The organism is Streptomyces sp. Ag109_G2-15 (genome assembly GCF_900215565.1).
GTDB classification, from domain to species: Bacteria; Actinomycetota; Actinomycetes; order Streptomycetales; family Streptomycetaceae; genus Streptomyces; species Streptomyces diastatochromogenes.
This window is the reverse complement of the sequence record NZ_OCNI01000001.1, coordinates 3,015,390-3,028,889: the sequence shown is the minus strand read 5'-3', so window position 1 is coordinate 3,028,889 and position 13,500 is coordinate 3,015,390. Positions and strand designations below refer to the sequence as shown.

At 70.3% G+C, this 13,500-nt stretch carries 13 protein-coding genes and 1 tRNA gene; 8 read left to right on the top strand and 6 right to left on the bottom strand.

The annotated features are described in order from the left end of the window. The first annotated feature begins 11 nt into the window (after positions 1–11). The 3 genes from pheA to CRP49_RS13470 all read left to right on the top strand — a co-directional run bounded on the left by pheA (position 12) and on the right by CRP49_RS13470 (position 3,575). On the top strand, positions 12–944 hold the full coding sequence (gene pheA, locus CRP49_RS13480) for a prephenate dehydratase (RefSeq protein WP_097253590.1): 933 nt from the start codon (positions 12–14) through the stop codon (positions 942–944). 553 nt (positions 945–1,497) lie between these two features. Continuing rightward, on the top strand, positions 1,498–2,775 hold the full coding sequence (gene serS, locus CRP49_RS13475) for a serine--tRNA ligase (RefSeq protein ID WP_094218715.1): 1,278 nt from the start codon (positions 1,498–1,500) through the stop codon (positions 2,773–2,775). After that, entirely contained in the window at positions 2,772–3,575 is an 804-nt protein-coding gene (locus CRP49_RS13470; RefSeq protein WP_097253589.1) for an HAD family hydrolase, read from the top strand. Before serS ends, CRP49_RS13470 begins: the two co-directional genes overlap by 4 nt. A gap of 40 nt (positions 3,576–3,615) precedes the next feature. Here the strand turns inward: CRP49_RS13470 and CRP49_RS13465 are convergent. From CRP49_RS13465 to CRP49_RS13440, 6 genes are all read right to left on the bottom strand, one after another. After that, positions 3,616–3,700: transfer RNA gene (locus CRP49_RS13465), tRNA-Ser, on the bottom strand. 241 nt (positions 3,701–3,941) lie between these two features. Further along, entirely contained in the window at positions 3,942–4,184 is a 243-nt protein-coding gene (locus tag CRP49_RS13460; protein WP_097253588.1) for a hypothetical protein, read from the bottom strand. 78 nt (positions 4,185–4,262) lie between these two features. After that, positions 4,263–4,982, bottom strand: coding sequence for an ABC transporter permease subunit (locus CRP49_RS13455; RefSeq protein ID WP_097253587.1), 720 nt, complete (start codon positions 4,980–4,982; stop codon positions 4,263–4,265). Between the two features lie 10 nt (positions 4,983–4,992). Further along, entirely contained in the window at positions 4,993–5,904 is a 912-nt protein-coding gene (locus tag CRP49_RS13450) for an ABC transporter ATP-binding protein (protein ID WP_097253586.1), read from the bottom strand. Further along, positions 5,901–6,818 (bottom strand): hypothetical protein, encoded by a 918-nt coding sequence (locus CRP49_RS13445; protein WP_097253585.1) that lies wholly within the window; start codon positions 6,816–6,818, stop codon positions 5,901–5,903. Before CRP49_RS13445 ends, CRP49_RS13450 begins: the two co-directional genes overlap by 4 nt. Beyond that, positions 6,808–7,770 (bottom strand): ABC transporter ATP-binding protein, encoded by a 963-nt coding sequence (locus CRP49_RS13440; protein ID WP_097257338.1) that lies wholly within the window; start codon positions 7,768–7,770, stop codon positions 6,808–6,810. The genes CRP49_RS13445 and CRP49_RS13440 overlap by 11 nt, the downstream gene beginning before the upstream one ends. Before the next feature lie 248 nt (positions 7,771–8,018). On the opposite strand from CRP49_RS13440, the gene CRP49_RS13435 reads away from it, so the two are divergent. The 5 genes from CRP49_RS13435 (at position 8,019) to CRP49_RS13415 (ending at position 13,429) form a co-directional block, all read left to right on the top strand. Beyond that, positions 8,019–8,861 (top strand): M24 family metallopeptidase, encoded by an 843-nt coding sequence (locus CRP49_RS13435; protein ID WP_094218709.1) that lies wholly within the window; start codon positions 8,019–8,021, stop codon positions 8,859–8,861. 11 nt (positions 8,862–8,872) lie between these two features. After that, positions 8,873–10,624 (top strand): SDR family oxidoreductase, encoded by a 1,752-nt coding sequence (locus CRP49_RS13430; RefSeq protein WP_097253584.1) that lies wholly within the window; start codon positions 8,873–8,875, stop codon positions 10,622–10,624. Positions 10,625–10,874: 250 nt separating this feature from the next. Further along, positions 10,875–11,822, top strand: coding sequence for a MerR family transcriptional regulator (locus CRP49_RS13425; protein WP_097253583.1), 948 nt, complete (start codon positions 10,875–10,877; stop codon positions 11,820–11,822). A gap of 121 nt (positions 11,823–11,943) precedes the next feature. Further along, positions 11,944–12,483, top strand: coding sequence for an RNA 2'-phosphotransferase (locus CRP49_RS13420; RefSeq protein WP_097253582.1), 540 nt, complete (start codon positions 11,944–11,946; stop codon positions 12,481–12,483). Positions 12,484–12,526: 43 nt separating this feature from the next. Continuing rightward, positions 12,527–13,429 carry an LLM class flavin-dependent oxidoreductase gene (locus CRP49_RS13415; protein WP_097257337.1) on the top strand — a complete coding sequence of 301 codons (903 nt, stop codon included), beginning with the start codon at positions 12,527–12,529 and terminating at the stop codon, positions 13,427–13,429. The last annotated feature ends 71 nt before the right edge of the window (positions 13,430–13,500 follow it).

The following is a 13,500-nucleotide window of genomic DNA, read 5'->3' as shown; positions in this document are numbered from 1 at the left end:
AGGGTGAGGACATGCCAGCGAGCTATGCGTATCTCGGCCCCGAAGGCACCTTCACCGAAGTCGCCCTGCGCACGCTTCCGGAGGCGGCCACCCGCGAGCTGATCCCGTACGTCTCGGTGCAGTCCGCGCTGGACGCGGTGCGGGCCGGCGAGGCCGAGGCCGCGTTCGTGCCGATCGAGAACTCCGTCGAGGGCGGCATCACCACCACCCTGGACGAGCTGGTCGCGGGCGAGCCGCTGATGATCTACCGCGAGGTGCTGCTGTCGATCACCTTCGCGCTGCTGGTCCGGCCGGGCACCAAGCTGTCCGACATCAAGACGGTCTCCGCGCATCCGGCCGCCCAGCCGCAGGTCCGCAACTGGCTCAAGAAGAACCTCCCGGACGTGCACTGGGAGTCGGCCGCCTCGAACGCGGACGCCGCGCGGCTGGTCCAGGAGGGCCAGTACGACGCCGCGTTCGCGGGCGAGTTCGCGGCCGCGCGGTACGGCCTTACGGCCCTGGAGACCGGGATCCACGACGCGGAGAACGCGCAGACCCGGTTCGTACTGGTCGGCCGTCCGGCCCGGCCCGCCGCGCCGAGCGGTGCCGACAAGACCTCGGTGGTGCTGTGGCAGCGGGACGACCACCCCGGTGCCCTGCGCGACCTGCTCGGCGAGTTCGCCACCCGCGGCATCAACCTGATGCTGCTGCAGTCCCGGCCGACCGGCGCCGGTATCGGCAACTACTGCTTCTGCATCGACGCCGAGGGCCATATCTCCGACCGGCGGGTGGCCGAGGCGCTGATGGGGCTGAAGCGGATCTGCCTGCAGGTTCGTTTCCTCGGCTCCTACCCGCGCGCGGACATCAAGCCGGGCGAGGCCCGGGCCACGCTGCCGGGGACCTCGGACGAGGAGTTCGTGGGGGCCGCCGACTGGGTGGCGCGCTGCCAGGACGGCCGGTTCTAGAGCCGCTCGCAGGCCGCTTCCGGCCAGTCATACCTGCATATCTTCGTTATCCACAGAAGTTATCCACAGGTCCGCTTCTCGACCTGGGGACAAGTCGACAAGCCAGTGCCATCCGGTCGACAAATCGCCCTGGACGTCCCAGATGCGGCCACCGCCCGGCAGGTCACCCTTCGTCCACTCGTTTCCTTCGGTTCATCTTTTGGAGCGACCCCTTTCCACCCGAAAGTGGGTGTCACCCCTGTTTGAACCGGGAATTCCTCAGTCCGGCCGGAACTTCCGGAGTGATCAATTCCGAAGTCCACAGACTTTCCGCACAGCCTGTGGATAACTCTTCCCGGCGGGTGGATTCCTGTGGACAACGGCCCCGCCAAGTGCCGCTCTCCACAAGGGAATCCAGTCAACCAGGGGCCGGCCGGCTGCCCCGTCCCAGGGAATGAGACGGCTTTTATTGACGCTGCTCGACACTCTGCGCAATTGCCCCATAACGGCACGTAAGGCGCGAGTCGCAATAGTGAGTCGTGACGCGGGAGCCGACACCGGTAGCCTTGGCCTCGTGATTGACCTTCGCCTGCTTCGTGAGGACCCCGACCGTGTGCGCGCGTCCCAGCGCGCCCGTGGAGAGGACGTCGCGCTCGTCGACTCCCTCCTGTCTGCCGACGAGCGGCGCAGGTCCTCCGGCGTCCGCTTCGACGAGCTGCGCGCCGAGCAGAAGCAACTCGGCAAGCTGATCCCCAAGGCCGGCGCCGAGGAGAAGGCCGAGCTGCTGGCGCGTGCCGAGCAGCTGAAGGCCGACGTCAAGGCGGCCGACGCCGAGCGCGACGCGGCCGACGCCGAGACCCAGCAGCTGCTGCTCCGGCTCGGCAACCTCGTCCACCCCGACGTGCCCGTCGGCGGCGAGGAGGACTTCGTCACGCTGGAGACGCACGGCACGATCCGCGACTTCGGTGCCGAGGGCTTCGATCCCAAGGACCACCTGGAGCTGGGCCAGATCCTCGGCGCGATCGACGTCGAGCGCGGCGCCAAGGTCTCCGGCTCCCGCTTCTACTTCCTCACCGGTGTCGGCGCCCTGCTGGAGCTGGCCCTGGTGAACGCGGCGATCGCGCAGGCCACCGAGGCCGGCTTCACGCCGATGCTCACCCCGGCGCTGGTGCGCCCGCAGTCCATGGCCGGCACCGGCTTCCTCGGCCAGGCGGCCCAGGACGTCTACCACCTCGACAAGGACGACCTGTACCTGGTCGGCACCTCCGAGGTCCCGCTCGCGGCGTACCACATGGACGAGATCATCGACGCCGACCGGCTGCCGCTGCGCTACGCGGGCTTCTCCCCGTGCTTCCGCCGCGAGGCCGGCTCGCACGGCAAGGACACGCGAGGCATCTTCCGCGTGCACCAGTTCGACAAGGTCGAGATGTTCTCGTACGTCGCTCCCGAGGACTCGCAGCAGGAGCACAAGCGCCTGCTGGAGTGGGAGAAGCAGTGGCTGACCTCGCTGGAGCTGCCGTTCCGGGTGATCGACGTCGCCTCCGCCGACCTCGGCTCGTCGGCCTCGCGTAAGTACGACTGCGAGGCGTGGATCCCGACCCAGGGCAAGTACCGCGAGCTGACCTCGACCTCGGACTGCACCGAGTTCCAGTCCCGCCGGCTGCAGATCCGCGTCCGTGACGGCAAGCAGGTCAAGCCGCTGGCCACGCTCAACGGCACGCTGTGCGCCGTACCGCGCACGATCGTGGCGATCCTGGAGAACCACCAGCAGGCCGACGGCTCGGTGTACGTGCCCAAGGTGCTGCGTCCGTACCTCGGCGGCCGGGAGGTCCTGGAGCCGGTCGCCAAGTGAGCGCCGGATTCCCGTTCCGACTCATCGCCACCGACCTCGACGGAACGCTCCTGCGCTCCGACGAGTCGATCTCGCAGCGCACCCGTGAGGCGCTCGCCGCGGCCACCGCGGCGGGCGCGGCGCACATCGTCGTCACCGGCCGCGCGGCCCCCTGGACCCGGCACATCCTCGACGACCTCGGCTACGACGGCCTCGCCGTCTGCGCCCAGGGCGCGCAGGTGTACGACGCCGGGGCGCACCGCCTGCTGACGTCCGTGACCCTGGACCGGCAGCTGGCGGGTGTGGCCCTGGCGAAGATCGAGGCCGAGGTCGGTCCGCTGTACCTGGCGGCGAGCCGGGACGGCCTGGACGGCGAGGTGCTGGTGGGGCCGGGGTACGCGGTCACGGGCTCCCTCCCCGCCACCCCCTTCACGGACGCGTCCGACCTCTGGGCCGCCCCGCTGAACAAGATCTACATCCAGCATCCGACGCTGAGCGCCGACGAGCTGACGGAGGCGGCCCGCCGGGCGGCCGGCGGATTCGTCACGGTCGCCATGGCCGGCGAGCACATCGTGGAGCTGCTGCCCCTCGGCCTGTCCAAGGCCACGGGCCTGTCCCTGGCGGCCCGCCGCCTGGGCATGAAAGCCGCGGAGACCATCGCCTTCGGCGACATGCCCAACGACATCCCGATGTTCGCCTGGGCGTCCCGCGGCGTGGCCATGGCCAACGCCCACGAGGAACTGAGGGCAGTGGCGGACGAGATCACGACCTCCAACGAGGAGGACGGGATCGCGGTGGTGCTGGAGCGGTTGCTGGGCTGAGCGTTCGGTCTCTTCTGCGCTGAGCTTTCAGCTTCTTCTGCGGAGGATGCACGGATCGAACGTGCGCGGGGTTGCCCCCGACCGCGGCTTAGCAAGCCGGTGCCTTACCACTCGGCCAATCCTCCGGGTGGGCGGCCCACGCGAGAGACACATCGCGTGCTCGAAGCGGCCGCCCCGGGCAGCTCCCTCGGCTCCACGGAGGGGTAGCGATTACTCCGGAGCCTGCCTCGGGCTGCCCTGTCGGGAGCTGGACGTACTGCCGTGCATGGACATCGCCCTGCTCCTCTCCCAGAACGTGGCGCCGGGGCTTCCCGGCGGTGCGGACACCAACCACTGTGCCTTCACCCCGAGTTGACCGCCACCGAATTACCGGCGGCGCCACCTGCGCCGACGCACCTTGCTGAAGAACCAGCCCGCCGGCGGGTCGTCCGACCGCCACGGCTGCGGTTCCGGTTCCTCGGCGCGCCAGCGGGCGGCGAGCATACGGGCCCGGGCGGACGGCTCGGAGGTCTCGGCGGACGACACGAACGCCTCGTCCAGGACCAGCTCGTCCCAGACGTCGCCGCCGGACCGCCCTCGTCCCTCGAACTGCGGGATCTCCTCTGCCATCTGCGGCCTCCTAGCCGTACATCCGCTTTGCCCAGTGTGCCCGGACCGAGGTGAAGCCCCCGTCAAGATCGGGACCAGTCACTCCTCGCCGGCGAGCTTCAGCGTCCGCAGCTTCTGGCCGGCGTACCACGTGGCGAGCACGGTGACCACGACCAGCAGCACCGTCGCCGTGGGCAGTCCGACGTCCGAGGTCACCAGGTCCCCGCCGGCCACCTTGTGGGCGACGGCGAGCGACCACTGCTGGACGCTCAGCGTGCGTGCGCCGGACACCAGGGAGCCGAACAGGGCCTCCCAGACGAGGGCGTAGACGAGACCGAACACCACCGCGTGCCGGGACACCGTGCCGAGCAGCAGGAACATCGCCGCGTAGGCGATCGACGCGACCAGTGCGGCCACCGTGTAGGCGACGGCGATCTGCTGGCCGTTGCCGTTGAGGATGAAGCCCGCGATGAGCGTCGGCAGGGCCGAGAACACCATCGTCACGGCGATCGCCACGATCAGCTTGGTGAAGATGATCGTCGGGCGCTTCACCGGCTTGGCCAGCAGGTAGACGACGGAGCCGTCGTCGATCTCCGGGCCGATCGCGCCCGTGCCCGCGATGACGCCGATGATCGGCACCATCGTGGCGAGTGCCAGCCCGCCCAGCAGGTCAGAGGCTGTCTGGTCGTCGGCGCCCGCGAGGCCGCGCACGACGACGGAGATCGCGATCAGCAGGAGCGGCAGGGCGCCCAGGATGAGGGCCCGGCGACGGCCGAGCAGGGCCCGGTAGGTGAGCCGGGCGACTGTGGGGTCGTACATATTCGGCCTCCTACGCCGCGACCAGGTACGAGAACACGGACTCGAGGGACTCGTCGGACGGCGAGACCGTGAGCAGCCGGATGCCGTGGTCGCGGGCGACCTTGGGCAGCAGGGCGGTGAAGCGGCCGAAGTCGACGGCCTGGATACGCAGGGCGTCCTCGGTGTGGTCGACCTCGATGCCGGACGTCGACGGGTCGGCGATCAGCGCGGCCGCGAGCGTGCGGTCGTCGCTGGAGCGCACCAGGTAGCGGTGCGGTCGGTCGGTCATCAGGCGGCGGATCTTGCGGAAGTCGCCGCTGGCCGCGTGCCGCCCGGCGACGACGACCTCGATGTGCCGGGCGAGCTGCTCGACCTCTTCGAGGATGTGGGACGAGAACAGCACCGTGCGGCCCTCGTCGCCCATGCGCCGCAGCAGCTCCATGAGCTGCATCCGCTGGCGCGGGTCCATGCCGTTGAAGGGCTCGTCGAGCAGGAGCAGCGACGGGTCGTGCACCAGGGCACTCGCCATCTTCACGCGCTGGCGCATGCCCTTGGAGTACGTCGAGATCTTGCGGTCCTGCGCGTACTCCATCTCGACCGTGGCCAGGGCCCGCTGGGCGGCCTTCGCGCCCAGTCCGTGCAGCTCGGCGTTGGCGACGACGAACTCACGTCCGGTGAGGAAGTCGTACATCGCCTCGCGCTCGGGGACGATGCCGATGTGCTTGTAGATGGCCTCGTTGCGCCACACCGGCTGCCCGTCGAGGGTGACGGTGCCGGTGGAGGGGGCCAGGAAGCCGCCCATCATGTTGATGAGGGTGGACTTTCCGGCGCCGTTCGGGCCGAGCAGGCCGGTGACGCCGGGGCCGATGGTCATCGTGATGTCGTTGACGGCGACCACGTTGCCGAACCAGCGGGAGACGTGGTCGATGGAGAGCGTGGTCACAGTCCCACCTTCCGGTAGCGGCGCAGCAGGAGGCCGTAGCTGGCGGCGATGAGGCCCAGGACGGCGAGGACGTAGACCACGCCCTCCCCGTTCGTGGGTCCGACCGCTCCGGGGAACGCCGAGGTCGCGCCCAGGAACGCGGACTGCACTCCGTCGATGAGCGTGACGGGCGAGAAGAGGCCGATCCAGGGGATGGCGCCGGTGCTGTTCTGCGCCTCGGCGATGGCCTGGAGCGTGGAGACGGCGCCGTAGGAGATCGTCATGACGGCGATGACGGCCGCGATGCCGAAGCCGCGCCGCGGGGTCACCGAGGCGATGACCAGGCCGATACCGGCGAAGAGCAACGAGAGCAGTGTCACGGAGACGAGTCCCTGTGCGAATCCCTTGGTCTGGTCGGCGAAGTCGAGCTTGGCCAGCAGCGCGCCGATGTAGAGCACGAGCAGCGGGGCCGCGGTGAGGACGAACAGCGCGGAGGCCAGCGCCGCGTACTTCGCCCGCACGTAGTCGGCGGTCTCGATCGGCCGCGAGAAGTACAGCGGCACGGTCTTGAAGCGCAGGTCGCGCGAGACGGACTGGGGCGCCTGCGAGGCGACGTACAGGCTGATGACGGCCTGCATGAGGATCGCGTAGCGCGTGTAGTCGACGGGCAGGTCCTTCGCCTTGGTGGCGACCGCGACCGCGACCATGATGGCCGCGGGCACGCACATCACCACGAACAGCAGCATCGGCAGCACCTTGGACTTGACCGACCGGCCGAGGCCGTACGCGCCGCGCAGGGACTGCGAGTAGAGCGAGCGGGTGGCGTAGGTGCGGCCGAGTCGGGGGCCGTCGTAGGTGCGGTAGCCGATGTTGTGGATGCGGGTCTGGTCACCCGACGGTGCGACGGGTGTCCGCACGGGCTGCTCAACTGCCATGGACGGCCGCCTCCTTCCGCTCTTCTGCCTCGCTCGTGAAGACCTCCGAGATGTGGTGCCGGCGCTGCTCCATGCGCACCAGGCCGAGGCCCAGGTCGGCGACGATGTCGCGCACCAGGTCGTACGTCTCCTCGCCCTGCGCGGTGAGCAGCAGGATGTGCCCGGCGCCCGGGAGGCCGCTGCTGTCGTGGGTGTCCACTCCGCGCGCGTGGAGTGCCTCGCGGACCGCGCGGGTGCCGTCGGGGTGTTCGTCGCTGTCGGTGACCTCGATCGCGAGGGTCGTCGTGGTCTGCGTGAAGTCGGTGGTGGAGCTGGAGCGCAGCAGCTTGCCGCCGTCGACCACGACGACGTGGTCGCAGGTGCGCTCGAGTTCGCCCAGCAGGTGGGAGGTGACCAGGACCGAGATGCCGAAGTCGGTGTGGATGCGGCGGATCAGGCCGAGCATCTCGTCGCGGCCGACCGGGTCGAGGCCGTTGGTCGGCTCGTCCAGGAAGACCAGCTGCGGGTCGTGCACCAGGGCCTGGGCGAGCTTCACACGCTGCTTCATGCCGGTGGAGTAGCCGCCGATGGGGCGGTAGCGCTCCTCGTACAGGCCGACATGGCGCAGGGTGTCCGCGGTGCGCTCGCGCGCGGCGGCGGGCGGCAGGCCGGACATGCGTGCCATGTGGACGACGAACTCGGTGGCCGAGACGTCGGGCGGCAGGCAGTCGTGCTCCGGCATGTAGCCCACGCGCTCACGGATGGCGGCGCCCTTGGTGGCCACGTCGAGGCCGAGCACCTCGGCGCGGCCCTCCGTGGCGGGGGACAGACCCAACAGGATCTTGATCAGGGTGGACTTGCCGGCGCCGTTGGCTCCGACGAGTCCGGTCACACCGGGTCCGATGTCCATGGACAGCCGGTCGAGCGCGGTCACCCGGGGGAACCGCTTGCTCAGGCTTTCGGTCGCGATCACAGTCACGTCTTCGACCGTAGTGATCCAGGCCACGCCAGTCGTCAGACCTCAGAGCCGTCTTGGCGTCAGACTCGAGTATTACGGGGCCCTAAGGGATCCCCTGCCTGAGAGTTATCCACAGCCGCTCACGGAGCGTTGTCCACAGGCCTTGATCCCGCCTATTGACGCCGCCTCTAACAACTGTCACATTCACCAGTGTCAAGTTACGGACGCGTACCGCAGTCGACGGCACGACGGGACGGGGCGGCATGACGACGGCAGTGAGCAGCGAACTCCCCGTGGAGTTGCAGGGGTTCAGGCGGGTGCAGCGCCTCGCCTACGAGTGCGCGGAGGCGGTCGCGGCACGCCTCGAGCCGGGTGTGACCGAGCGCGAGGCAGCCCGGATGCAGCGCGAGTGGCTGCGCGAGCGAGGGGTGCGGGACTGGTTCCACCTGCCCTTCGCCTGGTTCGGCGACCGCACCGCGTTCGTCAACTTCCGCATCCCGCTGCAGTTCTTCCCGACCGACCGCGCCCTGGCGCCCGGGATGCCGTTCATCCTGGACATGGCCCCGGTCTACGAGGGATACACGGCCGACATCGGCTACTCGGGCTCACTGGGCGTCAACCCCGTGCAGGACCGGCTGATGGCCGATCTGGAGGCGCACCGCGAGCTGATCCTGCGCGAGGTGCGCGAGCGGCGGCCGCTGCGCGAGATATACGAGGACGTGGACCGCCTGATGGTCCGCCAGGGCTACGCCAACCGACACCGGGCGTACCCGTTCGGCGTGATCGCCCACAAGGTGGACCGGGTGAAGCAGCGCCGCTGGTCGCCCCATCTGTTCGGGTTCGGCACCCAGTCCCTGAAGGGTCTGGCCGCCGACGCCCTGCACGGCCACCGCGAGGGCTGGTCGCCCCTGTGGTCGCCGTACCGCTTCTCCGACCACCCGCCGCAGCCGGGCCTGTGGGCGGTCGAACCCCACCTCGGCTTCCGGGGTACGGGCGCGAAGTTCGAGGAGATCCTGGTGGTCACCGACTCCCGGGACCCCGAGCAGAGCGCGTTCTGGCTGGACGACGATCTGCCGCACGTGCGGCGCTGGGCGGAGGCGAAGTGACGACACCTTCGATGCCGAAGGGTGCGCGTGAGCGCCGGGTGCACACCGGCGGGGTCGAGCTGTGCGTGGCCGAGCTGGGTGACCCGCAGCAGCCGACGGTGGTGCTGGTGCACGGCTACCCGGACAGCAAGGAGGTCTGGTCGGAGGTCGCCGTCCGCCTCGCCGACCGCTTCCACGTCGTCCTCTACGACGTGAGGGGCCACGGCCGCTCCACGGCACCGCAGCCGCTGCGCGGCGGCTTCACCCTGGCCAAGCTCACGGACGACTTCCTGGCGGTCGTGGACGCGGTGAGCCCGGACCGCCCGGTGCACCTGGTCGGCCACGACTGGGGCTCGGTGCAGTCCTGGGAGTTCGTCACGGTGGGCCGCACGGAGGGCCGTATCGCCTCCTTCACGTCGATGTCCGGCCCCTCTCTGGACCACTTCGGGCACTGGATCAACGCGCGCGTGAAGCGTCCCACGCCCCGCCGGGTGGGCCAGCTCCTCGGGCAGGGCGCCAAGTCCTGGTACGTCTACCTGCTGCACACCCCCGCCCTGCCGGAACTGGCCTGGCGCGGCCCGCTCGGCAAACGCTGGCCGAAGATCCTCCAGCGGACCGAGAAGGTCCCCGGCGGCGACTACCCGACCCCTTCCCTCCCCTCCGACGCGGCGCACGGCGCCTGGCTGTACCGGGACAACGTCCGCGCCCGGCTGCTCAGGCCCCGCCCGGACGCGTACGCGCACGCGCCCGTGCAGCTCATCACGCCCCTGGGGGACGCGTTTCTGTCGGAGCGCCTGTACGACGACCTGGAGCAGTGGGTGCCGCAACTGACCCGGCGCACGCTCCCCGCCAAGCACTGGATCCCGCGCACGCGTCCCGACCAGGTGGCCGCCTGGATCGAGGAGTTCGTGACGAGCGTCGAGGGCGGCCGGCCGCAGCCCAAGGCCACCGGCCGCCACGCGGACCGGTTCGGCGGTCAGTTGGTGCTGGTCACCGGAGCGGGCAGCGGCATCGGCCGGGCCACGGCGTTCGCCTTCGCGGAGGCGGGCGCGCGCGTGGTGGCCGTCGACCGCGACGCCGAGGCCGCCGCCCGCACCGCCGAGCTGTCCCGGCTGGTCGGCGCCCCCGAGGCGTGGGCGGAGACGGCGGACGTCTCCGACGAACAGGCCATGGAGAAGCTCGCCGAGAAGGTGCACCGCGCGTACGGCGTCCTGGACGTGCTGGTCAACAACGCGGGGATCGGCCTGTCCGGCTCCTTCTTCACCACCACGCCCGAGGACTGGCGCAAGGTCCTGGACGTCAACCTCTGGGGTGTGATCCACGGCTGCCGCCTCTTCGGCGCCCGCATGGCCGAGCGCGGCCAGGGCGGCCACATCGTCAACATCGCCTCGGCGGCCGCCTATCAGCCCTCCCGGGCGCTGCCCGCCTACAGCACCTCCAAGGCGGCGGTCCTGATGCTCTCCGAGTGCCTGCGCGCCGAACTCGCCGCGCAGGACATCGGCGTCACGGCGATCTGCCCCGGCATCGTCAACACCAACATCACCTCCACGGCCCGCTTCACCGGCGTCGACGAAGCCGAGGAACGCCGCCGCCAGAAACACTCGGCCCGCCTGTACGGCCTCCGCAACTACCCGCCGGAGAAGGTCGCCAAGGCGGTCCTGGACGCGGTGACCCACAACAGGGCGGTGGTACCGGTGACACCCGAGGCACGGGGCGCGCATCTCCTGTCGCGCTTCATGCCGGGGGTGTTGCGGGGGATTGCCCGGGTGGAGCCGAAGCTGTGAGCGGGGTTGCTTGGCTGGGGGCGGGCGTGGCTGCGTGGCTGGGGGCAGTCGCCCCGCCATGGCCGCCGCAGTTGCGGGAGCCGCACCGCTGGGGCGGCGCCCACCCCGCAGCGGCCGTCATACCGGCCTAGCTGCGGGCAATCGTGCCGCTGGGGCGGCACGGGTGGGCGCAGCGGCACCCCGCCGGCGCGGGCAAGCGAAACCCACCCCCGCCCAGCCCCAACTCCGGTCACCAGCCGAGGAACCCCACATGACCGAGCCCCCGGCCCAAAAGACCTACCGCATCGAAGACCTGGCCCACCACACCCACACCACCGTAAGAACCATCCGCGCCTACCAGGACAAAGGCCTCCTCCCCCGCCCCGAGCGCCAGGGCCGCGCCAACCTCTACTCCGACGCCCACCTCACCCGCCTCCACCAGATCACCCACCTCCTCGCCCGCGGCTACACCCTCGCCTCGATCAGGGAACTCCTGGACGCCTGGGACACCGGCCGCGGCCTGGGCGGTGTCCTAGGCCTGGTCACCGAGGTGGAAGGCCCATGGACCGACGAGGAACCGACCCGCATCACCCGCACCGAGCTGAACGCCCGCTTCGGCGGCACCCCCGACGAGGACGCCGTGGCCGAGGCCGTCGAACTAGGCGTACTGGAACCGCTGGCCGACGACCCCGACACCTTCCTCGTGCCGAGCCCCCAAGAGCTGTCCGTCGCAGCCGAGTTGCACGCCGCCGGGGTCCCGCTCTCCGCGATCTCGGGCCATCTCAGGGAGTTGAGGGGCCAGATGGAGCACATAGCCGCCCGTTTCCTGGAGTTCACCGCCGAGTACGTCTTCGCCCGCTACCTCGACGACCCCACCCACCGCACGGACGCCCACGCGGCAGAAGCGGCCTCACTGGTGCGCCGCCTCCGCCCCCTGGCCCAGCAGACGGTGGACGCCGAACTGGCCCGGGCCATGCGCGCGTTCGCGGTCCAGCACCTGCGCACACGCCTCGGCGCCGAGGATCCACCGGAGTCACCCGCTCGGACGCGTTCCATCGACCTCCCCGCAGAGACGATCAGCGCTGTGGAACGCCTCGTTGGCCGCGCACACACGTCCACATTCATCGCACTGGCTGCCGAACGGGAGGTCAGGGCAAGAGCCTTGGACTACCTGTCCTCACCGACACGATCACCCAGCGAAGTTGGCGAATCCACCTAAAACGCCAGCCACTTGTCCACAACTTCTCCAATTCCCCTGTGGATAACTGCACTTGCTTGTGGATCAAACCCGGGAGCGAAAACAACCTGCGTGATCCGCGTCTCTCCAGCACCCTGGAGGCATGGAAGAAAGACGCACCGTGAAGGTGTCGAAGTACCTCTCGAAACACCTCCGCCACCAGCCCGAGCGCATCGGCCTCACGCTCGACCCGGGCGGCTGGGTCGAGATCGACACCCTGATCGCCGCGGCCGCCGCACACGGGTTCCGCCTCACGCGCGAGGAGCTGGACCACGTGGTGGCCGCCAACGACAAGCAGCGCTTCGCGATCGAGGGCACGAGGATCCGTGCCAGCCAGGGCCACACCATCGAGGTCGACCTCGGCCTGCCCCCGGCAACCCCGCCGTCGTACCTCTACCACGGCACCGTGGCGCGGAACCTGGACGCGATCCGAGCCGAGGGCCTCCGGCCCATGAGCAGGCACGACGTCCATCTCTCGGCCGACCGCGAGACCGCGACCCGGGTCGGCGCCCGCCGCGGCCGCCCCGTCGTGATCGCCGTGGACGCCGGCGCCATGCACCGCGACGGCCACGTCTTCCACGTCAGCGCGAACGGAGTGTGGCTCACCCAGGCGGTACCACCCCGCTACCTGCGGTTCTCTTGATCGATTTCGGCCAATGTCGGTGGCCCCCCGTACCCTCGGACGCATGAGTCTGCGTCTGAGCACCGTGATCCTGCCGTACCGCCGCTGGAGCGAGGGCGGCCGTTCGGCCTGGGTGCGGGCCGAGCAGCTCGGCTTCCACACCGCGTACACCTACGACCACCTGTCCTGGCGCAGCTTCCGCGACGGCCCGTGGTTCGGCGCCGTACCGACGCTGACCGCCGCCGCGGCCGCCACCGACCGGCTCCGCCTCGGCACGCTGGTCACCTCGCCGAACTTCCGGCACCCGGTGACCCTCGCCAAGGAGCTGATCTCCCTGGACGACATCTCCGGCGGCCGCATCACCCTGGGCATCGGCGCCGGCGGCACCGGCTTCGACGCGACGGCCCTCGGCCAGGAGCCGTGGACGCCGCGCGAGCGCGCCGACCGGTTCGCCGAGTTCGTGCCGCTGCTCGACCGGCTGCTCACCGAGGACGCGGTGACGTACGAGGGCCGGTTCTACTCGGCGCACGAGGCGCGCAACATCCCCGGCTGCGTGCAGCGGCCCCGGCTGCCCTTCGCGGTGGCGGCCACCGGCCCGCGCGGACTCAAGCTCGCCGCGCGGTACGGACAGGCGTGGGTGACCACCGGCGACCCGAAGCTGTACGAGAGCGGCACGCCGGAGCAGTCGGTCGAGGCGCTGCGCGGGCAGCTGGAGAAGCTGTCCGAGACCTGCGCGTCGATCGGCCGGGACGTGACCGGGCTGGAGAAGGTCCTGCTCACCGGCTTCACACCGGACCGCGGCCGGCCGCTCGAATCCCTGGACGCCTTCGTGGACTTCGCCGGCCGCCACCAGGAGCTGGGCTTCACCGAGATCGTGATCCACTGGCCCATCCCGGACTCGGACTTCGCCGCGGACGAGAAGGTCTTCGAGCGGATCGCCATGGAGGCGCCCGCCCAGCTGGCCTGACCGGGTGACAGACGTTGTCCGTCGGCCATGTGCGATGTGTCAGTGGACTCATCTGTGCGGACTTCCGCACG